This is a genomic window from Microbispora sp. NPDC004025, assembly GCF_053604425.1.
The window spans coordinates 267,689-293,825 of record NZ_JBSGHN010000002.1 but is presented as its reverse complement, the minus strand read 5'-3'; the positions used below and the strand labels follow the sequence as shown (position 1 = coordinate 293,825).

Annotated in this window: 25 protein-coding genes; 19 read left to right on the top strand and 6 right to left on the bottom strand. The window is 74.2% G+C overall.

All coding sequences use genetic code 11. The features are described 5' to 3' along the window. Position 1: 1 nt before the first annotated feature. The 9 genes from ACWEQG_RS05745 (at position 2) to ACWEQG_RS05705 (ending at position 9,806) form a co-directional block, all read left to right on the top strand. Positions 2–832: a carbohydrate ABC transporter permease gene (locus ACWEQG_RS05745; protein WP_452282067.1), complete on the top strand. Its 831-nt coding sequence runs from the start codon at positions 2–4 to the stop codon at positions 830–832. Positions 833–863: 31 nt separating this feature from the next. Then, positions 864–2,168: an ABC transporter substrate-binding protein gene (locus ACWEQG_RS05740; RefSeq protein ID WP_452282065.1), complete on the top strand. Its 1,305-nt coding sequence runs from the start codon at positions 864–866 to the stop codon at positions 2,166–2,168. Continuing rightward, on the top strand, positions 2,165–3,244 hold the full coding sequence (locus ACWEQG_RS05735) for an ADP-ribosylglycohydrolase family protein (RefSeq protein ID WP_452282063.1): 1,080 nt from the start codon (positions 2,165–2,167) through the stop codon (positions 3,242–3,244). The genes ACWEQG_RS05740 and ACWEQG_RS05735 overlap by 4 nt, the downstream gene beginning before the upstream one ends. Before the next feature lie 6 nt (positions 3,245–3,250). After that, a complete protein-coding gene (locus ACWEQG_RS05730) occupies positions 3,251–4,252 on the top strand; it encodes an ADP-ribosylglycohydrolase family protein (protein ID WP_452282061.1) in 1,002 nt (333 codons plus the stop codon). Positions 4,253–4,292: 40 nt separating this feature from the next. Beyond that, the gene (locus ACWEQG_RS05725) at positions 4,293–5,465 is read left to right on the top strand and encodes an ADP-ribosylglycohydrolase family protein (RefSeq protein ID WP_452282059.1); all 1,173 of its coding nucleotides are present in this window, start codon (positions 4,293–4,295) and stop codon (positions 5,463–5,465) included. Next, positions 5,462–6,838, top strand: coding sequence for an ADP-ribosylglycohydrolase family protein (locus tag ACWEQG_RS05720; protein ID WP_452282057.1), 1,377 nt, complete (start codon positions 5,462–5,464; stop codon positions 6,836–6,838). The genes ACWEQG_RS05725 and ACWEQG_RS05720 overlap by 4 nt, the downstream gene beginning before the upstream one ends. Continuing rightward, a complete protein-coding gene (locus ACWEQG_RS05715; protein WP_452282055.1) occupies positions 6,835–7,731 on the top strand; it encodes a ribokinase in 897 nt (298 codons plus the stop codon). The genes ACWEQG_RS05720 and ACWEQG_RS05715 overlap by 4 nt, the downstream gene beginning before the upstream one ends. Continuing rightward, the gene (locus ACWEQG_RS05710; RefSeq protein ID WP_452282053.1) at positions 7,728–8,891 is read left to right on the top strand and encodes a CaiB/BaiF CoA transferase family protein; all 1,164 of its coding nucleotides are present in this window, start codon (positions 7,728–7,730) and stop codon (positions 8,889–8,891) included. The genes ACWEQG_RS05715 and ACWEQG_RS05710 overlap by 4 nt, the downstream gene beginning before the upstream one ends. Positions 8,892–9,026: 135 nt before the next feature. Next, a complete protein-coding gene (locus tag ACWEQG_RS05705; RefSeq protein ID WP_452282051.1) occupies positions 9,027–9,806 on the top strand; it encodes an HpcH/HpaI aldolase/citrate lyase family protein in 780 nt (259 codons plus the stop codon). Between the two features lie 6 nt (positions 9,807–9,812). Here ACWEQG_RS05705 and ACWEQG_RS05700 read toward each other — a convergent pair whose 3' ends face one another. Further along, complete coding sequence (locus tag ACWEQG_RS05700; RefSeq protein WP_452282049.1) at positions 9,813–10,541, bottom strand: class I SAM-dependent methyltransferase; 729 nt, start codon at positions 10,539–10,541, stop codon at positions 9,813–9,815. 29 nt (positions 10,542–10,570) lie between these two features. Then, positions 10,571–11,278 carry a helix-turn-helix domain-containing protein gene (locus ACWEQG_RS05695; protein WP_452282047.1) on the bottom strand — a complete coding sequence of 236 codons (708 nt, stop codon included), beginning with the start codon at positions 11,276–11,278 and terminating at the stop codon, positions 10,571–10,573. A 252-nt stretch (positions 11,279–11,530) separates the two neighbouring features. Between ACWEQG_RS05695 and ACWEQG_RS05690 the strand changes: the two genes are divergently transcribed. The 6 genes from ACWEQG_RS05690 (at position 11,531) to ACWEQG_RS05665 (ending at position 16,945) form a co-directional block, all read left to right on the top strand. Further along, positions 11,531–12,751: a serine hydrolase domain-containing protein gene (locus tag ACWEQG_RS05690; protein WP_452282045.1), complete on the top strand. Its 1,221-nt coding sequence runs from the start codon at positions 11,531–11,533 to the stop codon at positions 12,749–12,751. A gap of 245 nt (positions 12,752–12,996) precedes the next feature. Beyond that, positions 12,997–13,080, top strand: coding sequence for a putative leader peptide (locus ACWEQG_RS05685; RefSeq protein ID WP_452282862.1), 84 nt, complete (start codon positions 12,997–12,999; stop codon positions 13,078–13,080). Further along, positions 13,047–14,090 (top strand): ABC transporter permease, encoded by a 1,044-nt coding sequence (locus tag ACWEQG_RS05680; protein ID WP_452282043.1) that lies wholly within the window; start codon positions 13,047–13,049, stop codon positions 14,088–14,090. Before ACWEQG_RS05685 ends, ACWEQG_RS05680 begins: the two co-directional genes overlap by 34 nt. A gap of 59 nt (positions 14,091–14,149) precedes the next feature. After that, on the top strand, positions 14,150–15,211 hold the full coding sequence (locus ACWEQG_RS05675) for a taurine ABC transporter substrate-binding protein (RefSeq protein ID WP_452282041.1): 1,062 nt from the start codon (positions 14,150–14,152) through the stop codon (positions 15,209–15,211). Next, on the top strand, positions 15,195–16,022 hold the full coding sequence (locus ACWEQG_RS05670) for an ABC transporter ATP-binding protein (protein WP_452282039.1): 828 nt from the start codon (positions 15,195–15,197) through the stop codon (positions 16,020–16,022). Before ACWEQG_RS05675 ends, ACWEQG_RS05670 begins: the two co-directional genes overlap by 17 nt. Positions 16,023–16,054: 32 nt before the next feature. After that, entirely contained in the window at positions 16,055–16,945 is an 891-nt protein-coding gene (locus ACWEQG_RS05665) for a TauD/TfdA dioxygenase family protein (protein ID WP_452282037.1), read from the top strand. Here the strand turns inward: ACWEQG_RS05665 and ACWEQG_RS05660 are convergent. The 3 genes from ACWEQG_RS05660 to fusA all read right to left on the bottom strand — a co-directional run bounded on the left by ACWEQG_RS05660 (position 16,900) and on the right by fusA (position 20,668). Then, positions 16,900–17,223: a hypothetical protein gene (locus ACWEQG_RS05660; RefSeq protein WP_452282035.1), complete on the bottom strand. Its 324-nt coding sequence runs from the start codon at positions 17,221–17,223 to the stop codon at positions 16,900–16,902. The two genes, ACWEQG_RS05665 and ACWEQG_RS05660, sit on opposite strands and share 46 nt — an antisense overlap. A 149-nt stretch (positions 17,224–17,372) precedes the next feature. Continuing rightward, a complete protein-coding gene (locus ACWEQG_RS05655; protein WP_452282033.1) occupies positions 17,373–18,182 on the bottom strand; it encodes an alpha/beta hydrolase family protein in 810 nt (269 codons plus the stop codon). Between the two features lie 368 nt (positions 18,183–18,550). Then, positions 18,551–20,668 carry an elongation factor G gene (gene fusA, locus ACWEQG_RS05650; protein WP_452282031.1) on the bottom strand — a complete coding sequence of 706 codons (2,118 nt, stop codon included), beginning with the start codon at positions 20,666–20,668 and terminating at the stop codon, positions 18,551–18,553. Positions 20,669–21,129: 461 nt separating this feature from the next. On the opposite strand from fusA, the gene ACWEQG_RS05645 reads away from it, so the two are divergent. The 3 genes from ACWEQG_RS05645 (at position 21,130) to ACWEQG_RS05635 (ending at position 24,142) form a co-directional block, all read left to right on the top strand. Then, positions 21,130–22,128: a phosphotransferase enzyme family protein gene (locus tag ACWEQG_RS05645; RefSeq protein WP_452282029.1), complete on the top strand. Its 999-nt coding sequence runs from the start codon at positions 21,130–21,132 to the stop codon at positions 22,126–22,128. Next, on the top strand, positions 22,125–23,144 hold the full coding sequence (locus ACWEQG_RS05640; RefSeq protein ID WP_452282027.1) for a sugar phosphate isomerase/epimerase family protein: 1,020 nt from the start codon (positions 22,125–22,127) through the stop codon (positions 23,142–23,144). The genes ACWEQG_RS05645 and ACWEQG_RS05640 overlap by 4 nt, the downstream gene beginning before the upstream one ends. Positions 23,145–23,206: 62 nt before the next feature. Further along, positions 23,207–24,142, top strand: a complete 936-nt coding sequence (locus ACWEQG_RS05635) for a DUF2332 domain-containing protein (RefSeq protein WP_452282025.1) — start codon at positions 23,207–23,209, stop codon at positions 24,140–24,142. Between the two features lie 76 nt (positions 24,143–24,218). Here ACWEQG_RS05635 and ACWEQG_RS05630 read toward each other — a convergent pair whose 3' ends face one another. Continuing rightward, on the bottom strand, positions 24,219–25,601 hold the full coding sequence (locus tag ACWEQG_RS05630; RefSeq protein WP_452282023.1) for a cytochrome: 1,383 nt from the start codon (positions 25,599–25,601) through the stop codon (positions 24,219–24,221). A 164-nt stretch (positions 25,602–25,765) separates the two neighbouring features. Here ACWEQG_RS05630 and ACWEQG_RS05625 point away from each other — a divergent pair, with 164 nt between their 5' ends. Next, the gene (locus tag ACWEQG_RS05625; protein WP_452282021.1) at positions 25,766–26,137 is read left to right on the top strand and encodes a hypothetical protein; all 372 of its coding nucleotides are present in this window, start codon (positions 25,766–25,768) and stop codon (positions 26,135–26,137) included.

Genomic DNA, 26,137 nt, shown 5'->3' with positions numbered 1-26,137 from the left:
GATGCGCACTGACCTGACCCGCGCGCTGAGATATCTCGCCCTGCTGGGATACGTCGTGTTCCTGGCGTTCCCGCTGCTGTGGCTGCTGTCCACGGCCCTGAAGACGCCGCAGGAGATGGCCGCCCTCGATCCCACGTGGATCCCGCGCCGGCCGACCCTGGCGAACTTCGCCGACGCCTTCGGCGAGCAGGACCTGGTCGGCGCCGCCCTGCGCAGCCTCGTCGTCGCGGTCGCCACCGCCCTGATCACGGTGGCGCTCGCGCTGCCCGCGGCGTACGCGCTGGCCCGCTACCGGGGCGCGGCCGGGCGGATCGCGATCGGGTGGGTGCTGGTCAGCCAGGTCTTCCCGGTCGTCCTGGTCATCATTCCGCTGTTCATGGTGCTGCGGCGGCTGGAACTGGTGAACACGCTCGCCGGGCTCACGGTCGTGCACGTCACGTTCGTCATGCCGTTCGCGCTGTGGATGCTGCGCGGGTACGTGCGGGCGGTGCCGCGCGAGCTGGAGGAGGCGGCGGCCGTGGACGGCGCGGGGCGGCTGCGGGCGCTGGCCGCCGTCGTCGCCCCGCTGCTCGCGCCCGGCGTGGTCGCGACGCTGCTGTTCGGCTTCATCTCGTCCTGGAACGAGTTCCTGTTCGCCCTCGTGATCCTCAAGGATCCCGAGGTGGAGACCCTTCCGCTGACGCTGGTGCGCTTCGTCGGCCCGGAGGGGGTCGCCCGGCTCGGCCCGCTGGCGGCGGCGTCGCTGCTCGCGACCGTGCCGAGCCTCGTCTTCTTCGCGATCATCCAGCGGCGCCTGCGGTCCGGCCTGATGGCCGGCGCCGTCAAGGGCTGACCCGCATGGCGACCATCGATTGGAGGTCTCAATGAAGAGATTGAGTGCCGTGCTGGCCGTGGCGGCGGTCGCGCTCGCCGCCGGATGCGGAGGCGGCGGCGGCGACGCCGGGTCCGGGCAGGACGGGCAGCCGGTGAAGCTGCGCTTCCTCAGCCTGGCCTGGCAGAAGGAGTCGATCGAGGCCAACAAACAGATCGTCGCCGAGTGGAACACGGCCAACCCGAAGATCCAGGTCGAGTACGTCCAGGGGAGCTGGGACAACGTCAACGACCAGCTCGTGACCTCGTTCGAGGCCGGCGACCCGCCGGACGTCATCCACGACGACTCCCCGGCGCTGTCGAGCTTCGCCTCGCGGGGCTTCCTGCTGGACCTCACCGGCAAGGTCCCCGACGAGCTGAAGAACGACATCCCGCAGGCCGCGTGGGACACCGTCACCTTCTCCGACGGCAAGAGCGGCCAGGGCGTGTACGGCGTGCCGTTCCTGCAGGAGTCGCAGGTGCTCATCGCCAACAAGAAGCTGCTCGACGGCGCCGGTGTGCGCGTGCCCACTCCGGACGCGCCGTGGACGTGGGACGAGTTCGCCGACGTGGCGAAGAAGCTCACCAAGAAGGGCGCGTACGGCGTGGCCTGGCCGATGAAGTCGCCGGTCAACAAGGTGCTGAACCTGGCGCTGAACTTCGGCGGCACCTTCTTCGACACCCGGGACGGCAAGACCACGGTGAAGGCCGGGCCGCAGGAGCGGGAGGTGCTCCAGCGCATCCACGACCAGCTCTACACGGACAAGTCGGCCGACCCGTCCGCGCTCGGCATGGGCACCGCCGACCCGCTGCCCGGTTTCTTCGCCGGGAAGTACGCGATCCTCCCCGTCGGGGTGTACCTGCGCCAGCAGGTCGCCGAGCAGGCGCCGAGCGGGTTCGAGTGGGTCACGCTGCCGCCGCTGAAGGGCGTCACCTCGCAGCAGGGCGCGGTGTCCCAGACGCTGTCGGTGGCCGCCGACAGCGAGCACCCCGACGAGGCGCTGAAGTTCATCGCCTACTTCCTCAACGGCCCGAACCAGGCGAAACTGGCCAAGGGTGACTGGCTGCTGCCCACCAGCACGACCGCGGCGAAGGACCCCGCGCTCACGACGGAGGAGAACGGCTGGGACGTCGCCACCGCCTCGGCGAAGGACCTCGTCGTCGCGCCGTTCCTCAAGGTGAACGGGTACGACGAGTGGAAGAGCAAGGTGGCCACGCCGGCGATGCAGGAGTACTTCGCCGACAAGATCAGCCTGGACGAGCTCGCCACGCGGCTCGTCGAGGAAGGGAACAAGGTGCTGGAGCGGTACAGCCGATGATCTCCGTCCGCGACCGCGCCCGGGGCTGCCTGCTCGGCCTCGCCGCCGGCGACGCCCTGGGCGCGCCCGCGGAGAACCTCGGGCCGGAGGAGATCGCCGCCCGGTGGGGCGTGCTCACGGACATCGAGGGCGGCGGCACCGACGACACCGAATACACGATCTTCGCCGCCACCGTGCTCCTGCGCCACGGTCACGGGCTCACCTCAGAGGACGTGGCGCGGGCCTGGCGCGAGGAGGTCGTGGCGCGGCTCGACGGGCCGATGCGCGGCGCCGGGTTCTCCGAGCTCGGCACCGTGGAGGCCCTGCGGCGCGGCCTGGAGCCGCCGCTGACCGGCCGGTGGCACGCCCACGGCTGGTCGGACGGGCTGGCCATGCGGGCGGCGCCGTACGGGATCTTCGCGGCGGGCGACCCGGACGAGGCGGCGCGGCTGGTGGAGGCCGACGGGCGGGTGAGCCACACCGGCGAGGGGATACTCGGCGGCCGGGCGGTGGCCGCGGCGGTCGCGGTGGCGATGACCGGGGCCCCGCCGGGCGAGGTGGCCGAGGCGGCCCTGCGGGCGGTGCCGGAGGACTCCTGGACGGCCCGCAACCTCCGGGCCGCGCTCGACGTCGCCGCCCGCACGCCCCGTCCCCTCCTGGGACCCGCCCCGCACGGTTCCTCCGGGCGTGCTTCGCACGGTTCCTCGGGTCGTGCTTCGCATGACTCCGGGCGTGCTCTGCACGAGTCCTTTGGGCGTGCTTTGCACGATTCCTTCGGGCGTGCTCTGCACGACGCCGTCGTGATGGCGCACTACCCGTGGACGGACCTGGCGCCCGAGGCGGTCGCCCTCGCGTTCGCCGCCTACATGGCGGGCGGCGGGGAGGTGGAGGCGTCGGTCGTCACCGCGGCCAACCTCGGCAGGGACGCCGACACCACCGCCGCCGTCGCCGGGGCCCTCGCGGGGGCGGGCCGCGGCGAGGCGGCGGTGCCGGAGCGCTGGGCGGCGCGGATCGGCCCGGTGGCCGGGCGCTGCCTGCCCGTGGTCGCCGGACGGGACATCCGCGACGTGGCCGACGAGCTCGTGAAAGGAATGTAGGACCAGATGGCATCGGGGGAGAGGCTCGACCGGGTGCGGGGGGCCTTCGCCGGCCTCGCCGCCGGCGACGCGGCCGGCTGGCCCGCGGCCCGGCACCGGTCGGCGCTGCTGGCCGGCTGGAGCAGGCGGCTGCACCGGGAGCTCGACGCGTTCGCCGAGGAACACCAGGTCACCACGCTGCCGGTGCCGTTCGCGCTGAACCAGCCGGTGGCGCCGCTGGCACTCGGCCCGTCCGACGACGCCGAGTGGCTGGCCTGGACGGCCCTGACCATCGGGGAGGACAGGGCGGAGGCGTTCGGCCGCCTCGCGGGCCGCGGCGACGTCCGGGCGCGCGTCTCGGTGTGGGCCGCGCTCGACAACCTGGCGGCCGGCAAGCGCCCGCCCGCCAGCGGGCACGACAACCCCCACCACTTCGACGACGCGGCGGCCGTGCGGGCCGTCGCCTTCGGCGCCGCGGGCCTGGACCCGGTGGAGGACGCGCGCGTCACCAACGCGGAGGACGGCGTGCTCGGGGCGGTGGCGACGGCCAAGGCCGTCGCCGCGCTGACGCGGGGCGCCGCGATGGCCGAGGCGGTGGAGGAGGCGCTCGGCGCGCTGCCGCCCGGCACGGCCATCGGGCACGCGGCGCGCGAGGCGCTCGCGGCGGCGCGGGCGGCGGGTTCGCCCTTCGCCGCCGTCCCTGCCCTGGACGCCGCCGTGCTCGACCACGTCTACAGCTACGGCGTCGCCGCCGCGCAGACGGTGCCGATCGCGCTGGCCCTCGCGGACGCCGCCGTCTCCGCCGCCGGAGGGACGCCGGAGGGGTTCGGCGCGGGCGTCTCGGCGGCGGCCTGCCTCGCGCCGGTCGCCGACTCCGCGCCCGCGCTCACGGGCGCGCTGCTCGGCTGCGCCGTGGGCTACGACGCGCTGCCCGCCGCCTGGCGCGAGCGGGTGCGCACGCTGGCCGGGTGCTGCCTGCCGGAGCTCGCCGGAGCCGACCTGCTGGACATCGCGGGGAGGCTCGCATGAGGCCCACCCCATCACGCGTACGGACAAGGGGGAACACCGGATGACGCCGCAGGACGACCTGCTGGCCGATCGCGCCGTGGGGTGCGTGGCGGGCGCCGCGGTGGCCGACGCGCTCGGCGGGGCCACCGAGGGATGGACGCCCGAGCAGATCCAGGAGCGTTACGGCGGCCGCGTCCGCGGTGTCGTCCCTCCCTTCAACGAGAACTGGCGCGACGCCCGCCCGATCGCGCCGTACCACAAGGGGGACGGCCACGTCACCGACGACACGTTGATGACGCACGCCCTCATCCGCGTGTACGAGCGGGTCGGCGGCCACCTCGACGCCTACGCCGCGGCCGAGCACCTGGTGCCCGAGATGATCGGCGAGAGGCGGTGGATCCCCGAGCTGGAGGCCGAGGCGCTGCCCCTCCAGCGGGTGTTCCTCGCCGAGAAGTGGCTCGTGCTGCGGCTGCACTACGGCCACGCCGACCCCCGTGAGGCCGGCGTCGGCAACATCGTCAACTGCGGCGCCGCGATGTACATGGCCCCGGTCGGCGTCGTCAACGCCGGCGACCCCGACGGCGCGTACGCCGAGGCGATCGACCTGGCCGGGGCGCACCAGTCGAGCTACGGCCGGGAGGCGGCGGGGGTGCTGGCGGCGGCCGTCGCCGAGGCGATGCGGCCCGGCGCGACACCCGACTCGGTCGTGGCCGCCTGCCTGCGGCTGGCCCACGACGGCACCCGGGCCGCCATCGACGCGGTCTGCTCGGTCGCCCGGAAGCTCGGCCACTGGGAAGGCTCGTTCGAGGCGCTGCGGGCGGCGGTCCGGCCCTACGACACGGTGGCCGACACCTACCGCGACCAGGGCCTGGGGGCACGCCGGCCGAGCCGGCTGCACAGCATCGAGGAACTGCCGCTCGCGCTGGCGTTCCTGGTCATCGCGAAGGGCGACTACCGGGAGACCGTGCTCGGCGGCGTCAACTACGGACGCGACGCCGACTCGATCGCCTCGATGGGCGGGGCCCTCGCCGGGGCGCTCGGCGGACGGGCCGCCGTCCCGGCCGACTGGCTGGAACGGGTGGCCACGGCCAGCCGTACGGACCTGGTCGGGCCGGGGCTGGCGCTCGCGGCCGTGGCGCGGCGGGTCCACGCGGCCGACCGGGAGCGCCGCCGCGCGCACGAGGCCGCCTTCGACGCCCTGCTCGCGCCGCGCCGGGACGAGGACTCCCGGTGATCCGGCTGACGTGGGCGCAGCCGGAGGACCTGGTCGGCCACGAGCTGCGGCAGGCCGCCGAGGACGGGCGGGGGGCGTTCCCCGAGGTGGCGGCCGCCGCCGGCCGCTGGCACGCCGCCGGGGGACACGACGCCCCGCCCCGGGCGGGCGCCTCCGCCGGGCCCGCGCCCGAGGGGCTGCGCGCGCTGGCCGGGGAACTGCTCGACGAGCTGGCCGCGATCGGTTCGCCGCTGCCGGAGCCCTCCTCGCTGGAGGAGATCATCGCGTCCTGCCCGGACTGGCCCGGCGGGCGCGCCGCCGTCCGGCCCGAGCCCGGGCGCGTCCTGGCCGCCTGGTGGGGGAGGGCCGCCGGATGCCTGCTGGGCAAACCGGTGGAGAAGATCCCCCGCGAGGGGATCAGGGCCGTCGCCGAGGCCACCGGCAACTGGCCGATCCGCGGCTGGTTCACGGCCAGGGGGCTGCCGCCGGAGATCGCCGAGCGCTGGCCGTGGAACCGCCGCAGCGCGGCCACCAGCCTCGCCGAGAACATCGACGGCGTGCCCGAGGACGACGACCTCAACTACGCGCTGCTCACGCTCACCGTGCTCGAACGGCACGGACCGGGCTTCACGACCGAGGACGTGGCGCGGACCTGGCTCGACGCGCTGCCCGCCGGGCGGGTCTTCACCGCCGAGCGGGCGGCCTACCGCAACCTGCTCCTGGGCCTCGAACCCCCCGCGACCGCCACGTATCGCAACCCGTTCCGCGAATGGATCGGCGCGCTGATCAGGGCCGACGTGTACGGCTGGGCCAACCCGGGCGACCCGGCGACGGCCGCGACGTGGGCGTGGCGGGACGCCCGGCTCAGCCACACGGCCAACGGGATCTACGGCGCGATGTTCGCCGCCGCCATGTGCGCGCAGGCGCTCGTGGCCGGGAGCGTGGACGAGGTGATCGAGGCCGGGCTGTCGGTCGTGCCGCCCGGCTCGCGCCTGGCCGTCGCCGTACGGCAGGCCGTGGCCGACGCCGCGGCGGAGCCGGACTTCGAACGGGTCGCGGACCGGCTGTACGCGCGGCATGGACAGCTCCATTGGGTGCACACGGTCAACAACGCGGCCCTGCTGGCGGCGGCCCTCGTGCACGGCGCAGTGCACGGCGCAGTGCACGGCGCCGGGGATTTCGCCGCGACCGTCGGTTCGGCCGTGGCCGGAGGCTGGGACACCGACTCGGCCGCCGCCACGGCCGGATCGATCGCCGGGGCGCTCGCGGGCGGCGTCCCCGCACGGTGGACGACCCGGGACCGGCTGGCCAGCAGCCTGCCCGGCTTCGACGGCGTGTCCATCGAGTCGCTCGCCGCCCGCACGCTCGCGCTCATCGAAGGGAACCGGCAGTGATCTCGGTGTTCGGCAGCGCCAACATGGACCTGGTGGCGTACGTCGCCCAGGCCCCCAAACCAGGGGAGACCATCACGGGCCGGGCTTTCCGCACGATCCCGGGTGGCAAGGGGGCCAACCAGGCGATCGCCGCGGCCCGGGCGGGGGCCGAGGTGGCCTTCCTCGGGGCGGTGGGGGACGACGCGTTCGGGCCGGGCCTGCGCGCCGCGCTCACCGAGGCGGGCGTCGACACGAGCGGGCTGCGTGTCGTGCCCGGCCCCTCGGGCGTCGCCCACATCGTGGTGCAGGACGGCGGAGACAACTCGATCATCGTGGTGCCCGGGGCCAACGGCGCCGTCACCGGCCCCTCGCCGCGCGACGTGGAGACGATCGGCCGGTCCGACGCCCTGCTGCTGCAACTGGAACTGCCGATGGACGCCGTGGTCGCCGCGGCCCGGGTGCCCGGCGCGCAGGTGATCCTGACCCCGGCCCCCGCCGTGCCGCTGCCGGCCGAACTGCTGGAGGCCGTCGGCCTCATCGTGCCCAACGAGCACGAGGCGGCGGCCCTGACCGGCCGCGACGATCCCCGCGACGCGCTGGAGGCGTTGCTCGACCTCGTCCCCGAGGCCGTCGTCACCCTGGGCGCGCGGGGCGCCCTGTACGGCTCGCGCGACGGCACCCGGCTGCGCGAGCCCGCCGTACCGGTGCGGGCGGTGGACACCACGGCGGCGGGGGACACCTTCGCGGGGGCGCTGGCCGTGGCCAGGAGCGAGGGACGCGACCCGGCGCGGGCGCTGCGCTTCGCCTCGGCCGCGGCGGCGCTGTCGGTGCGGCGGGAGGGCGCCAGCACCTCGATGCCGCGCCGCCACGAGATCGACCGTCTGCTGGAGGGCCGGAACATGGAGGCGCTGTGAAGGGGCCGCTCGACGGCGTACGGGTGATCGACGCCGCGACGCTGTTCGCCGGGCCGACCGCGGCCATGCTGCTCGGCGACTACGGCGCGGACGTCGTCAAGGTCGAGCACCCCCGCAGGCCGGACCCGTCGCGGGGGCACGGGCCCGAGGGGCTGTGGTGGAAGATGCTCGGCCGCAACAAGCGCACGATGACGCTCGACCTGTCCACGCCGGAGGGCCAGGACCTGATGGTCCGGCTGATCGAGGACGCGGACGTGCTGGTCGAGAACTTCCGCCCCGGCACGCTGGAGCGCTGGAACCTGTCCTGGGACCGGCTCAGCGAGGTCAACCCGGGCCTGGTGCTCGCCCGGGTCACCGGCTTCGGCCAGTTCGGCCCGTACGCCAGGCGGCCCGGCTTCGGCACCCTCGCCGAGGCGATGAGCGGGTTCGCCGCGATGACGGGGGAGCCCGGCGGGCCGCCCACGCTGCCGCCGTTCGGGCTCGCGGACGGCATCTGCGCGCTGGCCACCGCGTTCGCCGTGATGACGGCCCTGCGGTCGGGCCGCGGGCAGGTCGTCGACCTGTCCATCGTCGAGCCGATCCTGACCGTGCTCGGCGCCCAGCCGACCGTCTACGACCGGCTCGGGGTCGTGCCCCCGCGCACGGGCAACCGCTCGGTCAACAACGCGCCGCGCAACACCTACCGGTGCCGCGACGGCTCCTGGGTCGCGGTGTCCACCTCCGCCCAGAGCATCGCCGAACGGGTGATGCGCCTGGTCGGGCGGCCCGAGCTGGCCGAGGAGCCGTGGTTCGCCACGGGCGCGGGCCGGGTGGCGCACGCCGACGAGCTCGACGCGGCCGTGGCCGCGTGGGTCGGCGAGCGGACCCGGGAGGAGGTGCTCCGGGCGTTCGAGGAGGCGGAGGCCGCGGTGGCGCCGATCTACGACGTGCGCGACGTGCTGGCCGACCCGCAGCTGCGGGCGCTCGACGCCGTGACCACGGTGGAGGACCCCGAGCTGGGCCCGCTGCGGATGCAGAACGTGATGTTCCGGCTGTCGGAGACCCCCGGACGCATCCGGTGGACCGGCCGTCCGCACGGCGCCGACACCGACGAGATCCTGCACGGCCTCGGCCTGACCGATGCGGACATCGATGCCCTGCGGACCAAGGGCGTGGTGTGACATGTCACAGCGGGGTGCGGCATGAGCGCCGATCACGCGGAAAGGGGCACGGACGATTCGCGAGGAGTTGACGTGGTGCCTACCACCGGCTTTCCTACCGGGCCTTCAGCCGGCAGCCCCCTGACATGGTTGTACGTGCCCGCCGACCGTCCGGACCGGGTCGCCAAGGCGCTCGGCGGCGAGGCCGACATGGTGATCGTGGACCTGGAGGACGCGGTCGCCCCGGAGAACAAGGGCACCGCCCGGGCCGCGACCGTCGCCCTGCTGGCCACGCCGCAGCCGCGCGTGGAGATCCGCGTCAACGACGTCCGCACGCCGTACGGCCAGGCCGACCTGCACGCGCTCGGCGCACTGCTGCACGGCAGCGGCGGCCTGCGCGTCCCGAAGGTGGAGTCGGCCGACGAGGTCCGCTGGGTCGCCGACGCGGTGCCGGGCGTGCCGCTGCGCCCCGTCGTCGAGTCGGCCCTCGGGCTGGAGCGGGCGTTCGAGATCGCCACGGCCTCCCCGGCGGTGGCCGGGATCGGCCTGGGCGAGGCCGACCTGCGCGCCGACCTCGGCGTGACCGGTGAGGCGGGCCTGACTTGGGCGCGTTCCCGCATCGTGGTCGCGGCCCGGGCGGCGGGCCTGCCGGCCCCGGCGCAGTCGGTGTTTCCGAACGTCCGCGACCTCGACGGCCTGGCCGCGTCCTGCGCCGAGGGCCGGGCCATGGGCTTTCGCGGCCGGGCGGCCATCCATCCCATCCAGCTGCCGGTGATCGCGGCGGCCTACCGCCCGACCCGGGAGGAGATCGCCGCCGCCCTGGAGATCGTCTCCGCCGCCGACCAGGGGGCGGTCGCCCTCGCCGACGGCCGTTTCGTCGACGAGGCCGTCGTCCGCCAGGCCCGCCGCATCCTCACCGACGCGGGCGACCACTGAGGCGCTCTACGTCGTCCGCCGCGCGACGAACACGAACTCGCGGCCCGGGCGGTCGGGGGCGTCGCGCACGTCCAGCACGCGGTAGCCGTTCGCGGTCAGGCTCTCCTCCACCTCGTCCCGGTCGCGGAACCGGAGAGTCGAGTCCGACGTGACGACCGCGCCGTCCGCCGGGAAGGTGTAGGTGTAGCGGAAGGACACCAGCGGCGGGCTCACATCGGTGACCTCGAGACGCCGCTCCACGACCCCGGCCTCCGGCAGGTCGAGGACGACCGGGCCGGTGTCGGAGGCCCACTCCTCCCAGGCCCGGCGTTCGGGGCGTCTGGTCTCGAACACCAGATGACCCTGCGGGCGGAGCGCGGCGTGGACGCCGCGGAGCGTGCGCGACCATTCGTCGTCGGTGAGGAACACCTGCGCGACGTTCCCCGTCATGACGGCGAGGTCGGCGCCGAACGGCGGCAGGCGGGTGGCGTCGCCGTGGACCCAGGTGACCCTTCCGGCTGGGTCTTTCGATTCGGCGACCCGCAGCGACGCCTCGGCGGGGTCGACGCCCATGACCGTGCGTCCCGCGTCGGCGAGCAGGACCGCCAGGCACCCCGTCCCGCAGCCGACGTCGAGCACCCGCCCGGCGTCCAGCTCGTCGGCGATGCGGAGGTAGGCGCCCAGGTCGTCACGGTCGCCGTCGAAGGCGTCGTAGACGGCGGCCAGGCGAGGGTGGGCGAAGATCGCGTCAGGCACTCGGCGACCATACCCCCGCACGCCGCCCATCACCCTGCGCGGCCCTGCCGCCACTGCTCCATGACCTGCCGGAAGGCCTCGCTCACGAGCAGCAGGAGTTCGGCGGAGTCCTCGAAGCGGGCGCCCGCCGGGGTCGCGGCCCCGAGGATCTCGGCTCCACGCCGCGACGCGGCCACCAGGGCGTCGTTCATCCGCAGGGATGCCTGCATGGACCGCAGCCAGATCTCGTCGTCGATGACGTAACGCTCGCGCCGCGCGCCGGGGATCCGTTCCCGCCTGAGCATCCCCTGCTGTTCGAGGAAGGCGACGGCGTGCGAGATCGACGCGGGGCTGACGCGGAGCCGCTGCACCAGGTCGGCCGCGGTGGCAGCGCCGGAGTCGGTGACGTACAGGCAGGCCAGCACCCTGGCCTCCATCCGGGGCAGCCCCTGCTGGACGAGGAGAGCGATGAAGGTCTCCGTGAAGTCCTCGACCGCCCGGGGGTCGCGTCCGTGGCCGCTGTCGGGGATCGGCGGGGCCGGAGGCTGAGCCGTTCTGCGCCGGCGCGCACGGTGCCGGGTGGCCTCGTGCGCGCGGTCCGCCCCGTAGCCGCCGGGTCCGCCGTTGCGGGTGACCTCCCGCATGATGGTCGAGGCGGGCCGCCCCAGCCGCCGGCCGATCTCCGCGTATCCGAGCCCCTCGGCCAGCCCCGCGGCGATGTGCCGGCGGTCCTCGTCGGTGAGTCTGCCTCCGGGCATCGGCGATGGTCTCCTGTCTGTCACACGCGCGGAGCCGTGCGCCCCACGCCCGCTGCACAGTATGCATTCACTCAGACCCCATTGCAAAGAGCGTCTGATCGTCCATTGCGTTCGCTCGCATTGTCATTGCAATTACATCCACTAAAGGGAGGTAGCGCAGGGCTTCGCATGCTCTTTTCTGTTGACTGATCGATGAACGCAATGTAGCGTCACAGGCGTTCAGAGATTTCCGAATGACAGTGGAGATTCACGATGGGAAACGGTCTTTCCGCGGCAGGGCTGCGCAGAGTGCGTGAGGTGCTGACCCGGCACGTCGAGTCCGGGAGGATTCCCGGCCTCGTCGCGCTGGTGGGCCGGGGTGACGAGACGTATGTCGAGGCGATCGGGACGATGCGCCACGACGGTGGCGCGCCGATGCGCCGGGACACGATCTTCCGGATGGCGTCCACGTCCAAGCCGGTCACGATCGCGGCGGCGATGGTCCTGCTCGACGAGTGCAGGCTGCGGCTGGACGACACCGTGGACGCGTGGCTGCCCGAGCTCGCCGACCGGCGGGTGCTGAGGCGGGTCGACGGCCCGGTGGACGACACCGTGCCGGCACGACGGCCGATCACCGTCCGGGACGTGCTGTCCTCCACCTTCGGGCTCGGCATGGACATGACGTCGCTGGGCACGCCGATCATGAACGCGGTCTTCGAGCGGGGGCTCACGCCGAATCTGCCGGAGCCGATGCCCGAGCCGGATGAGTGGATGCGCCGCCTGGGCGAGCTGCCGCTGATGCATCAGCCCGGGGAGCGCTGGCAGTACCAGATCAGCAGCGATCTGGTCGGTGTGCTCGTCTCCCGGGTCACGGGACAGTCGTTCGAGGAGTTCCTGCGCGAACGCGTCTTCGAGCCGCTGGGCATGAAGGACACCGGCTTTCACGTGCCCGCCGACCGGATCGACCGGCTGCCGGCCCTTTACGCCCCCGATCCGGGGACCGGCGAGTTCCTCGTCTGGGACGAGGCCGAGGGGGGACGGTGGAGCGAGCCCCCGGCGTTCCAGGGCGGTGGCGGCGGGCTGGTCTCCACCGTCGACGACTACCACGCCTACTTCCGGATGCTGCTGAACGGCGGCAGGCACGAGGGCGAGCGGATCCTGTCCCGGCCCGCCGTCGAACTGATGACCACCAACCGCCTCACGCCCGAGCAGAACGCCGCGAGGAACGCGATGGCCGTGAACAACGTCCACATCTCGCACGGCCAGGGGCAGCACGGCGGCTGGGGGTTCGGGATGGCGGTGCGCACCTACCGCGGCGACTACGCCTCCGTCGGCCAGTTCGGCTGGGACGGCGGAAGCGGCACCGCGGCCTACGCCGATCCGGCCGAGGGACTCGCCGGAATCCTGCTCACCCAGGTCGGGGCGTCCACCCCGGATTCGATGCGGCTCGTCCACGACTTCTGGACCACTCTCTACCAGGCGATCGACGACTGACACCGGGCTCGGGCCCGGTGGGCCGCAGCCCGCACCTGGAAGGGCCACGCCGAACTCGGCGTGGCCCTTCCGCATGCGCGGAGGCCGGGGCCGAGCGGGCGCGGCCGGTCGGCGATCCCGCCGGCGGCGAAGCCGGTCACGTTCCGCCCTGACGCGGCTGACCTGGGAGTCCGCCTGTGCGCGGCCATGGGCGGGCGGGGGAGGTGTGACGCCCGATTGCCATCACCCTACTTATTTGGTAGGAAATGCATGTGTATCGGGCATCATGGTTGGTGCGGCGCCGGCACGTCGACCTGTGCCGTCTGAACGGCTCGGCCTGTCGCTCCTGAACCTCGACATCCCGGTCGGCGTGGTCACCCTCGCCGGCCGTCCTCCTTCCGTTGCCGTCCGCCGTGCCCGCCTCCGAGCGGCGCGGCCCGGCGCTCTCGCCCCCGGAGCGACCACTGTGACGTCCTCCCCCTCCAGATCCCTCCCCGCCGCCCGTCCGCCGGACGCCGTGCCCCCGGTCCCGTCACCCGCCGAAGGGCCGCGCACCGGCCCGCCGCCGGCCCGGCGGGGGCGCGGAGCACGCCGGGCCGGCGTACGGGTGCTGTCGCTGCTCGCGCTGCTCGCCCTGTGGCAGCTGGCGGCGGTCGCGGCGGACAACCCGTCGTTCGTGCCCGCGCCCCGGGCCGTATGGGACCAGCTCGTCCTGCTGTCCACCACGCACGACGGCGTCCGCGGCTACGGCGGCCACCTGCTCGTCGAGCACCTGGGAATCAGCCTGCGCCGCATCCTCATCGGCTCGGCGCTCGGCGTCGCGGCGGGGCTCGTCCTCGGCGTCGTCCTGGGCACGGTGCCGTGGATCCGCCTCGTGGCCGAGCCGGTCGTGACCTTCGTACGGGCCCTGCCGCCGCTGGCGTACTTCAGCCTGCTCATCATCTGGTTCGGCATCGACGAGACGCCGAAGCTGTGGCTGCTCGCCATCGCCGCGCTCCCGCCGGTCGCCGTGGCCACCGCCGCGGCCGTCCACGGCGCGCCCACCGGCCTGGTGGAGGCGGCCCGCGCGCTGGGCGCCTCGCGGTGGGACGCCGTCAAGGACGTGGTGCTGCCCGCCGCGCTGCCGGAGATCTTCACCGGAGTCCGGCTGGCCGTCGGGGTCGCGTACTCCTCGGTCGTCGCGGCCGAGACCGTCAACGGCGTGCCCGGCATCGGCGGCATGGTCCGCGACGCACAGCGCTACCTGCAGACCGACGTCGTGGTGCTCGGGCTGCTCGCCATCGGCCTGTCCGGGCTGCTGATCGACGGTCTGCTGCGCGCCGCGGAGACCCGGCTTATCCCCTGGCGCGGCCGCGTCTGACCTCGTCCCGCCCGCCGAACCTCGTCAACCCCCCTTAAGTCCAAAAGGAACTGCCCGCCATGTCACGACCACGCCTCACGCGTCTGCTCCCCGTCGTCCTGGCCGCCACGACGGCCGCCGTACTGGCCGCGTGCGGCAACGGCACCGCCTCCGGCGGAGGCGGGGGCGGCGACGGTACGGCGGAGCGCACCATCCGCATCGCCTACCAGGCGTTCCCCAGCGGCGACCTCATCGTGAAGAACAAGGGCTGGCTGGAACAGGCGCTGCCCGGTTACACGATCAAGTGGACCAAGTTCGACTCGGGCGCCAGCGTCAACACCGCCTTCGTGGCCAAGAGCGTGGACATCGCCGCCATCGGGTCGAGCCCGGTCGCGCGCGGGCTGTCCGCGCCGCTGAACATCCCCTACCAGGTGGCGTTCGTGCTCGACGTCGCCGGAGACAACGAGGCACTGGTCGCCCGTGACGGCGCCGGCATCTCGTCCGTGGCGGACCTGCGCGGCAAGAAGGTGGCCACGCCGTTCGCCTCGACGTCCCACTACAGCCTGCTCGCCGCCCTCGACAAGGCGGGGGTGCCGGAGTCCGCGGTGACCCTGGTCGACCTGGAGCCGCAGGACATCCTGGCCTCGTGGACGCGCGGCGACATCGACGCCGCCTACGTCTGGCTGCCGACGCTGGACGAGATCAAGAAGACCGGCAGGACGCTCATCAGCAGCCGCGAGCTGGCCACGGCGGGCAAGCCGACCCTCGACCTGGGCGTGGTGTCGACCGCGTTCGTCCAGGCGCACCCCGACGCGGTCGACGCCTGGCGCAAGGTCGAGGCCAGGGCGCTCGACCTGATCGCCGGCGACCCCGACGCCGCCGCCCAGGCGGTCGGCGCCGAGCTCAACCTCGGCAAGGACGAGGCCAAGGCGCAGCTCAGTCAGGGCGTCTTCCTCAAGCCGGCCGACCTGGCCTCGCCCGAGTGGCTCGGCACGCCGGACAAGGTCGGCGGCCTGGCGCAGAACCTGGTGAGCGCGGCGCAGTTCCTCAAGGACCAGCAGAAGATCGACGCGGTGCCCGATCTCGCCACGGTGGAGCGGGCGATCTACACCAAGGGACTCCCCGATGTCCTCGCACCCTGACGCGCCCGCTGGCGCGGAAGTCGCCGCCGTGCCCACCGGTCCGGACGTCGCCGCCGTCCGCCTCGAAGAGGTCGAACACGTCTACGGCGGAGGGGGAGGGCCGGTCACCGCTCTCGGGCCGATCTCCCTGACCGTCCCTCCCGGGACCTTCCTCGTGCTCGTCGGGGCCTCCGGGTGCGGCAAGAGCACGCTGCTGCGGCTCGTCGCGGGCTTCGAGAGGCCCACCTCCGGCACCGTGCTGACCGGCGGCGCCGAGCCCGTCCCGGGCAGGGGCGCCGGGATCGTCTTCCAGCAGCCGCGGCTGTTCCCGTGGAAGACCGTGGGCGGCAACGTCGAGCTGGCCCTGCGTTACGCCGGCGTGCCCCGCGCGGAACGCGCCCGCCGGGTGCCGGAGCTGCTGGAACGGGTCGGCCTGCACGACGTGGCGGACCGCCGGATCTGGCAGATCTCCGGAGGGCAGCAGCAGCGCGTGGCGATCGCGCGGGCGCTGGCGGGCGACGACCCGCTGCTGCTGCTCGACGAGCCGTTCGCCGCGCTGGACGCGCTCACCCGCGAGCGCCTCCAGGAGGACCTGCGCCGGGTGAGCGCGCAGACCGGCCGCACGTCGGTGTTCGTCACCCACAGCGTCGAGGAGGCCGTGTTCCTCGGCAGCCGCGTCGTCGTGCTCACCCGGCGGCCGGGCCGGATCGCGCTCGACCTCGACGTCGGCCTTCCGCGCACCGGCGTGGAACCGCACGAACTGCGCGCCCTTCCCGAATACGCCGCGCTCCGCGCCGAGATCGGCCAGGCCGTGCGCGCCGCTGCGGTGTGACGCACCACACCACCAACCACGAGGAGAGTGAGATGACCACACCGACCGCCGTCCGGCTGGACCTGCGACCCCTCGGGCCCCACTTCGGCGCCGAGGTCGAGGGGCTGGACCTGGCGACCGCCACCGACGAGGACCTGGCCGCGGTGCGTGCCGCACTGGTCGACCGGAAGGTGCTGTTCTTCCGCGGGCAGAGCCTGGACGACGACGGGCAGGTGGCGCTCGGGCGCCGTCTCGGCGAGCTGACCGCGTCCCATCCGGTCGTCGGGGGCGTCGACGAGGCGCATCCCGAGATCTACGCACTCGACAGCGCGGACAACGGCTTCGCCGACGTCTGGCACACCGACGTCACGTTCATGCCGCGCCCGCCGCTCGGCTCCATCCTGCGCGCCGTGATCCTCCCGCCCACCGGCGGCGACACGAGCTGGGCCGACGCCCAGCTGGCCTACGACTCCCTGTCCGGACCGGTGAAGGAGCTGGCCGACCAGCTCACCGCGGTCCACGACGGCAACCGGGAGTTCGGCTACTACCTGGCCCAGCGCCGCGGCGGCAGGGGCAACCTCTGGGACGGCGAGGTCGTCACCCGGCTGGAGCCGGTGGAGCACCCTGTGGTCCGGGTCCACCCCGAGACCGGCCGCAAGGGGATCTTCGTCAATCCCGGGTTCACCTCCCACATCGTGGGCGTGTCCGAGGCCGAGAGCCGGGCCATCCTGGACCTGCTCTACGCCCACCTCACCAAGCCCGAGCACATCGTGCGCCACCGCTGGAGGGTCGGCGACGTCGCCATGTGGGACAACCGGAGCACCGCCCACTACGCCAACCGCGACTACGGTGACGCGCACCGCGTCATGCACCGCATCACCCTGCGCGGCGACCGTCCCTACGGCCCCGGCCGCTCCAGCCGCTCCGGCCGTACCGACGGGTGAGGGGGCGCTCCGGCGCGCCGGCGTAAGGCGGCGAGGACGACGCTCATGACGAGCCCGGCCAGGAAACAGGCCATCCCGGCCCAGAACCGCTGCCCGGGCTGGTACCACTGCGCGGGGAGCTCCACCCCGTCGGGTGTGTAGACGTCGTAGAGCGGCTTCGGCTCCACCCATGCCACGAGTGCGAGCACCCAGAAGACCGCCGCGCCCAGGAAGAGGACGACGGGGATCGCGTACCACAGAGCCCTCGGCGCGGGCCGCCGCGTGCGACGTGCGGACATGATTCACGATAGCCGGGCGGCCCCCCGGATCCACGCTTACCCCGAGGCGACGAGAGCGGGTCCGGAGGGTACGGGCGTGTCCCGTGCCGCCGGGGCCCGCGGCGGCCGGCGCCCGAACGCCGCCGTCGTCCGCCGTCGTCCGCGGGCGGTCAGCGTCCGAGGTGCCGGTCGAGGAAGTCGCGGAGGGTCTCGGCGAGCTCTAGGCGGTGGTCCGACAGGGCGTGGTCGGTGTCGAACACCCGGTGCTCCAGAAGCGGCACCGGGTGCGCGGCGTACGCCGCCACCACGGGCTCGTGGTGCTCGGCGGCGGGGGTGACGGTGTCGCGCCCGGCCGTGCCGACGAGCAGGACCGGCCGGTCCGCGAGCCGCGGGGCGAGCCCGGCGAGGCTCCACGCCTCGCCCGCGGAGGTCATCTCCTCGACCAACGCCTCGCCGCTGGTCCCCTTCAGCGGAAGCAGGTCCTCGCCGAACCCCTCGACGTACGCCGCCCGCAGCGTCTCGTCCTTCCGGCAGGCGACCCCGACCCGGCCGAAGTCGAAGGCGGAGACCGACGCGACGGCCCTGATCGACGGGTCGGCCGCCGCGGTGGTCAGCGCGGCGAAGCCGCCGAAGCTGTGCCCCGCCAGCGCAAGCCGGTCCCGGTCGAGGCGGTGCGCCGCCGCGAACTCCCGCTCGCGTACGGCCGTCGCGACGCGGGCCGCGTCCTCCAGCGCGTTCGCCCACGACCAGGTGCCGCCGACGCCCCAGGAGCCGCGGTAGTGGAAGACGAGGGAGGCGTACCCCGCCCGGCGCAGGTCCTGGGCCAGGTCGAAGTTGCGCTCGTGCCCGGGGAAGCCGTGCAGCAGCACCACGATCGGGTGCGGCCCGGGCCCGGCGGGCAGGTGGAGGACCCCCAGCAGGGTCTCGCCGCCGCTGTCGAACGTCACGGCGGCGTTGGCGGCAGGTGTGTCGAGGCTCATCCGACTCCCACTGTCGATCGGACCGGTTGACGTGATCGAGGGTAGAAGCCGGCCGGGAGCCGTCGTCGCGCGGGTCGCCGGTGGTCGCCGGCGCCCCGCGTACCGGGGGCGCCACCGCTAACCACGGCGACCCCCGGAACACCACGGCTACCCCCAGGGCCGCCACGGCCACCTTCCGGAACACCACGGCGACCTTCCGGAACACCACGGCTACCCCCCGGGGCCGCCACGGCGAATCACGGGGCACCATGGCGCTCCGCCGGGCCCGCCCGCGCCTGCGCACGAGCAGGGCCCGGCGGAGCGCCTCCCGCGTGAGGTCGCCCACCGCGCCTCCCGCGTGGTGCCGCCCACGCGCCGACGCGCCGTGTCTACCGGGCGGGGCCCGGCCGGGTGGTCGTGGCGGCACCGGTCACCCGGGCGTAGCCGGCGGGCCGGCTGGTGAAGGCGCCCCTGCCCCGGGTCCGCCCGCGCAGCGCGGTCGCGTACCCGAAGAGCTCGGCCAGCGGCACGGTCGCGGTGACCACCACGGTGCCTGCCGCGGTGCCTGTCACGGTGCCTGCCCGGGCGCCCGCCCGCGCCGCCGAGCCGGTGACCCGGCCGCGCCTGGCCGCCAGGTCGCCCAGCACCCCGCCGACGGCGTCCTCCGGCACGGTGACGGTGACCTCGGCCAACGGCTCCAGCAGAGCCATCTCACCGGCACGCAGCGCCTCCCGCAGCGCGAGCCGCCCGGCCGTCCGGAACGCCATCTCCGAGGAGTCCTTCGGGTGGGTGGCGCCGTCGGTGAGCGTGACCCGCAGGCCGGTCACCGGATGACCGCCGAGCGGTCCCTCGGCGAGGGCGTCGCGGCATCCGGCCTCCACCGCCCCCACGTATTCGCGAGGCACCCGGCCGCCGGTGACCGTGGACCGGAAGACGAAGCCGTCGGCGTCGTCCAACGGCTCCACGTCGAGCACGACGTGGGCGAACTGTCCCGCGCCGCCGTCCTGCTTGACGTGCCGGTAGAGCAGCCCGGACACCCCGCGCACGACCGTCTCCCGATAGGCGACGCGGGGCCGCCCGACGGAGACGTCGAGCCCGTGAGCCCGGCGGAGCTTCTCCACCGCGACCTCCAGGTGCAACTCGCCCATCCCCGACAGCACCGTCTGGCCGGTCTCGGGGTCGGTGCGGACCGACAGCGAGGGGTCCTCGTCGGTCAGCCGGGCCAGCGCGGTCGCCAGCCGGTCCGCGTCGCCGCTTCCGCGCGGCTCGACGGCCACGGAGACCACCGGCGAGGCCGCGACCGGCGGTTCGAGGACCAGCGGCGCGCCGGGAGCGCAGAGGGTGGCTCCGGCACGGGCCGCCTTGACCCCGGCCACCGCGACGATGTCCCCGGCCGTGGCCCGGTCCGTCTCGGTATGCCGGTCGGCCTGCACCCGCAGGATGCGGCCGATCCGCTCGATGCGCCGGGCGCCGGCGTCCAGCACGACGTCCCCCCTCCTGATCGTCCCCGCGTACACGCGCAGGTAGGTCAGCCGCCCGGTGGCGGCGGCGTGCACCTTGAACACCAGCGCGGCGAACGGCGCCGCCGGATCGGCCGGCCGCTCCTGCCCGGCTCCGTCCCACGCGCCGTGTACGGGCGGCACGTCGGGCGGTGCGGGCAGATAGGCCACGACGGCGTCCAGCAGCGGCTCGACGCCCCGGTTGCGGTAGGCCGACCCGCACAGCACCACCACGCCCTCGCCCCGCAGGGTCAGGTCGCGCAGGGCGGCGGCGAGAGTCGCCGCCGAGATCTCCGGCCGGGCGCAGAACTCCTCCAGCGCCGCCGGGTGGAGCTCGGCCACCGTCTCCTCGAGCAGGCGGCGGCGCCGGCGGGCCTCGTCCCCGAGGGCTTGCGGCACCGGTCCCTCCATGGCCGTGTCGCGGCCGGCGTCCCACGTCAGCGCCCGCATCCGCAGCAGGTCCACCACGCCGGTGAACCCGTCCTCGCGTCCGATGGGCAGCTGGACGACCAGCGGCGTGACCCGCAGCCGCGCGCGGATCGACGCGACCGCCGTGTCGAGATCGGCGCCGGCGCGGTCCATCTTGTTGACGAACGCGACGCGCGGCACGCCGTAGCGGTCGGCCTGCCGCCACACCGACTCGCTCTGCGGCTCCACGCCCGCGACGGCGTCGAACACCGCGACCGCGCCGTCGAGCACCCGCAGCGACCGCTCCACCTCGTCGGAGAAGTCCACGTGGCCCGGGGTGTCGATCAGGTTGATCCGGTGGCCGTCCCACAGGCAGCTCACGGCCGCGGCGAAGATGGTGATCCCGCGGTCGCGCTCCAAGGGGTCGAAATCGGTGACGGTGGTCCCCTCGTGCACCTCGCCGCGCCGGTGGACGGCGCCGGTGAGGTAGAGGATCCGTTCGGTGACGGTGGTCTTGCCCGCGTCGACGTGGGCGAGGATGCCCAGGTTGCGGATGCCGGTCGGCGGGACGAGGTGATCGTGTCTCAGGTCGGCGCGCATGGCCATGCCCTTCGGGAAGGTTCCTACGGCGGCGGGCGCGATTGGCCTGACGAGACGGACCGGCCGGATTCAGGCCGGACGGGACCCCTGAAAGGGACGCCATGGGGGAGCTGCCGGAGCCATGACCGGGCCTCCGGTTCGACCCCCTTCGACCAGGGGCGTGGAGTTCGTCAGGAACGTCCGGTGCGGGCCGCGCGGCGGGCACCGGGAAGCGACGTGGACACCAGGATCACCTCGTGCCGCGACCGGAGGACGACGACCGCGATGCGCTGGCGCACGGTCAACTCCTCTCACTCGGTCAGGCGCGCGCAGCGGCATGCGGCGCGCGTGATCATTGCCGAGTGTACGGAAACGGTCCCGGGCCGCAAACGCGTTTTCCGGCCGTTCCCCCGCGTAACGATCTTCACGATCACAAGAGAAGATCTGACGGACACCTTTCACGGGATCCGATGGGAGAGCGCATGCAGGTCCACGACCTGTCCGAGGGCGACGACGTCCTCACCCGCGTCGTGGGGGTCGCCCACCGCGCCACGGAGCGGTACGGCCTGTCCCCGGACGCCGCCGTGACGTTGCTCAACGTGTCGGAGAACGCCACCTTCAAGGTCGACGACGGCGGCACGACGGCGATCCTGCGGGTCCACCGGCTCGGCTACCACTCGCCGGAGGCCATCGCCAGCGAGCTCGCCTGGCTGGAGGCGCTGCGCGACGACGCGGGCGTCGTCACCCCCCGCGTGCTGCCGGCCTGCGACGGGTCGCGGGTCGTCACGGTGGAGGACCCCGGCTTCGAGCCCCGCCACTGCGTGATGTTCGAGTTCCTGCCCGGCGCCGAGCCGGCCGAGGACCGGCTGGTGGAGGAGTTCGAGCGGCTGGGCGCGCTGACCGCCCGCATGCACCGCCACGCCCGCGCCTGGGCGAGCCCTCCGTCCTTCACCCGGTTCCACTGGGACCTGGACGCCGCCTTCGGCCCGGTGCCCCGGTGGGGCAGATGGCAGGACGGCCTGGGCGTGGACAAGGAGGCGCACGCCGTGCTGGCCCGGCTGGAGGCCGAGCTGCGCCGCAGGCTGGAGCGGTTCGGCAAGGGCCCGGACCGGTACGGGCTCATCCACGCCGACCTCCGCCTGGCCAACCTGCTCGTGGACGGCGCGGCGGGGATCGGCGTCATCGACTTCGACGACTGCGGCCTCGGCTGGTACCTCTACGATCTCGGCGCCGCCCTGAGCTTCATCGAGCACCGTCCCGAGGTGCCGCACATGGCGGAGGCGTGGGTGCGCGGCTACCGGTCCGTGCTCGACCTGCCGAAGGAGGACGAGGCCGAGATCTGGACGTTCATCATGTTCCGCCGCCTCCTTCTCGTCGCGTGGATCGGCTCCCATTCGGCCGCCGGCATCGCCGGGGAACTCGGGGCCGGTTACACCCTGGGCAGCTGCGAGCTGGCCGAGCGCTATCTCAGCGGATCATGACGGCGCGGGCGGACTCCTGGGCGGTGCGGGTGGCGAGCGCGCCCGTCAACTTCGGCGTCTACCGCCCCGGCGGCACGCCGCTGAAGCCGGGCGAGATGCTCGCGACGATGCGCGAAGCCGGGTACGACGGCACCGACTCCGGGCCGATCGGCTACCTGGGCACGGCGCGGAGCCTGCCCGCCCGCCTCGCGGAGCACGGTCTCGGGCTCGCGGGCGGGTGGGTGGACCTCCGCTACGGCGACCCGGACGGCTTCCGCGAGGACCTGGCCGCGCTCGACGCCGCCCTCGACGTGTTCGCCGCCGTCCGCGACGCCGCGTACGGCGCCGGGTCCGACGGCCCGGGAGGCGAACGGGACGGGCGGGCGGCGGGGAGGACGTGGACGGCCGACCCGCGGTTCGCGCCGCGGCCCACGCTCGCGTGCCCGGACCGGCCCGAACGGTTCGCCCGGCCCGGCATGCCCCCCGACGCCCGGCTGTCCCTGCCCGACGGCGACTGGCCCGCGTACGCCGCGCGCGTCGGGCAGGCGGCGGCCCGCTGCCGCGACCGCGGCCTGGAACCCGTTTTCCATCACCACCTGGGCACCGACGTGGAGACCCCGGAGGAGATCGAGCGGCTGCTGGGCCTGACCGACGTCTCGCTGTGCCTGGACACCGGGCACCTGTGGCTGGCCGGGGGCAACCCCGTGGCGGCCATCCGCGATTGGTCCCCGCGCATCCGCCAGGTGCACGTCAAGGACGCCTCACGGGACATCCTCGCCCGGGTCCGCGCGAGGGGCGGCGACCTGTGGGATCTGGTCGCGGCGGGAGGTTTCCCGCCGCTCGGGCGGGGCGACCTGGACCTGCCCGCCGTGCTGGCCGAGCTGCGGCGGTCGGGTTACGAGGGCTGGATCGTCGTCGAGCAGGACGTCCCGGCCTTCCGCGCCGCCGACGCCGAGGCCCTCGATCGGGCCGTCGCCGACCAGCGGGCCAACCGTGCCGCCTTCGGCGAGGCCCTGCGCGCCGCCGGCCTCGCCTGACCGCCCGCCTGACCGCCCGCCCGGCCGGAGCGCGGAAGGCGGCGTGAGGCGATCATTGGGACATGACGACCAGCGAGATCTACGCCGGGTTCGCCGCTCGGGAGGCGCGCGGCGTGTCCCCGGCGTACGAGCGCCTGGCGCTCGCGGTCTCCCGCGACCGCGACCTGCTCGCTCTGCTCGGCACGCTCCCGCCGGCGAAGCGGCAGCCGAATCTGCTGTTCGGCGTCGTACGGTTCCTCGGCGGCCCGGTCGAGGACCCCGCCGCGTTCCGCGACTACACCCTGGGAAACTGGCCGGCGGTCGAAGCGGAGATGCACACCCGGGCCACCCAGACGAACGAGGCCGGGCGGTGCGCGGTGGTGCTCCCGCTGCTCGCCGCGCTGCCGCAGCCGCTCGCCCTGCTGGAGGTCGGCGCCTCGGCCGGGCTGTGTCTCTACCCCGACCGGTACGCCTACCGCTACGGCGAGCACCTGGTCGGGTCCGGCGAACCGGTCCTGGACTGTGCCGCGACCGGGGTGGCGCCGCCGGCCCGCCTGCCCCGGGTCGTGTGGCGGGCCGGGATCGATCTGAACCCGCTCGACGTGACCGACCCCGCGGACGTCGCATGGCTCGACGCCCTCATCTGGCCGGAACACGTGCACCGACGGGCCCGGCTGCGGGCCGCGGCGTCCGTCGCCGCGGCCGAGCCGCCGCTGCTCGTGCGCGGCGACCTGGTGGACGACCTGCCGGCGCTGGCCGCGCAGGTGCCGCGGGGCGCGACGCTGGTGGTGTTCCACACCTCGGTCCTGTACCAGGTGCCGGCGCCGAGGCGGCGGGCGTTCGCCGAGCTGGCCCGCGGGCTGCCGGGGCACTGGATCGCGAACGAGGCCCCGGACGTGCTTTCCTACGCCGGGCTGCCGCCCCCGCCGGGCGCGGCGCTGTTCAACGTGCTCGCGCTGGACGGGACCCCGCTCGCCTGGACCCGGTCGCACGGGCAGGCGATCGCCTGGTTCGCGTGACCAGGGACGGCGGCCGGGGTCCGCGTCCGAGGGCTCGACCGGGGGCGGACCGGCCGCGGCGGTCCTACGGCTTCGATCACTGCATGCGGCGCAGTTTGCGCAGGAACGCCCAGAGGCCGGACCTCGGGCGCCAGTCGCCGCCGTCCTCGGCCGCGGGCGACGGCTCGGCGCCGGCCTCGGGTCCCGGCCAGGGCGCGGCGCCGAAGCTCGGGTTGAGCTGGTAGCGCACGTGCAGGGAGAGCGGCGTGCGGATGAAGGGGGAGGGGCGCCAGGCGAGCTCGTCGCGCGGGACCGCGAGTTCGAGCGTGGAGAACCGGTCGAGCAGCCGGCGCACGGCGATCGTGGACATCTGGGTGGCCAGCCGCTGGCTCGGGCACCTGTGCGGGCCCGCGCCCCACGCGAGGTGGGCGCGGGTGCTGCGGACGGTGTCCCGTAGCGCCGCGGTGAGCAGCGGGTCGGTGTGGGCGCCCGCGATGGACAGCATCACCGGGTCGCCGGCCGCGATCGTGAAGCGGCCCAGTCTCAGATCCGTCCTGGCGTAGCGGAAGGTCACGTTGGCCAGCGCCGGGTTGAGCAGGGCGACGCGGTTGACGGTCTCCTCGATCGCGCCGACCGACACGGTCTCCCGCATCCGGGGGTTGGTGACCACCTCGATGATGACGTTGCAGATCAGGCTGCCGGTGAAGTCGAGGAAGCCGGACAGCATGAACAACTCGCGGGCCAGTTCCTCGTCGGTGAGGTCGGGCTTCGCCTCGAGCATGTACGACGGAAGGTCGTCGCCCCGCCGGTGCCGCTTGACCGCGGCCAGTTCGTGAAGGGCGGCGAAGAGCCGCTGGTACGCACCGGCGGAGTCGGGGCCGTCCAGCAGGCGCCACTGGTCCATCACCATGTCCTCGCCCCGCTCGATGGTGACGCCGAGCAGGTGGTTGGCGACGAGCAGCGGGAACGGCCGCCCGTACTGGGTGACGAGGTCCGCCCATCCGATGGGCCCGCCCTCCGCCATCACGCCGATGAGGTCGTCGCAGAACCGCAGCATGGCGCGTTCCAGCCGCTGCGCCTGCCCGGTTCCGGGCTCCTGGAACGGGCGGAGCCCCGCGGTCCAGGCGCCGCGCAGGCCGCGGTGCCTCTCCCCGTCGTGGAAGCCCGAGTTGTCGGCCTGCAGGAGCGCGAGCAGCGGCCAGTCGGCGGGAACGCGCCCCTCCGCGTACGCCCGCCAGTTGTCCACGCGCTTGCTCCACAGGTCGCCCGGGTTCTGCATGACGTGCAGCACCTCGTCGTAGCCGATCGCCAGCCAGACCGGCACGCCGAGGAGGTCGACCGGGGCCACCGGGCCGTACGTCGCGCGCAGGCGCTCGTGGACGAGCGCGGGATCGGTCTCGTAGTCCTTGGTGAGCAGGGGTTCCAGCGGTAACGAGATGAGACCTTCCACGGCCGACGCGGACCGTCTGTCGGAGATCATGGGCGTGCGCCTGCCTTTCGGGTCGCCGAGCCGCTCCTCAGGCGATGCGAACCTCGGTATGCGCGGCGATCTTAGAGCGTCCGCCCGCAAATGTCAGCGGCGGATCTGTCGTAGATCGCTGGTAGGAATGCGCCATCGACCGACGTACAGGAACGAGTCATCCGATGGCATCAGTGATCTTCCGCGAGGAGACCGGGGCAGGCCGCGCGCTGGCCGAGTTCTCCCTGCCGGGGCTGCCCGGACGCGTCACGGCCCGCGAGCTGGTACGGCTGCGCGTCCGTGAGGAGGTGGCCCGCCACAACGCCTCTCCCGCGCGGCCCTCGCGCGCCCCGCTGACTCCGGCCGACGCCGAGGCGGAGCGCACCCGGAGGCCGGACTGGGAGAGGCAGGCCGACGCCGCGGAGGCCGCGTTCGCGCGCAACGGCTTCCTGCTGCTGGTGGGGGACCGGCAGATCGAGGACCTGGACGCCGAGATCGACCTGACCGCCGACCCGGTGGTGTCGTTCGTCAGGCTCGTCCCCCTCGCCGGAGGCTGA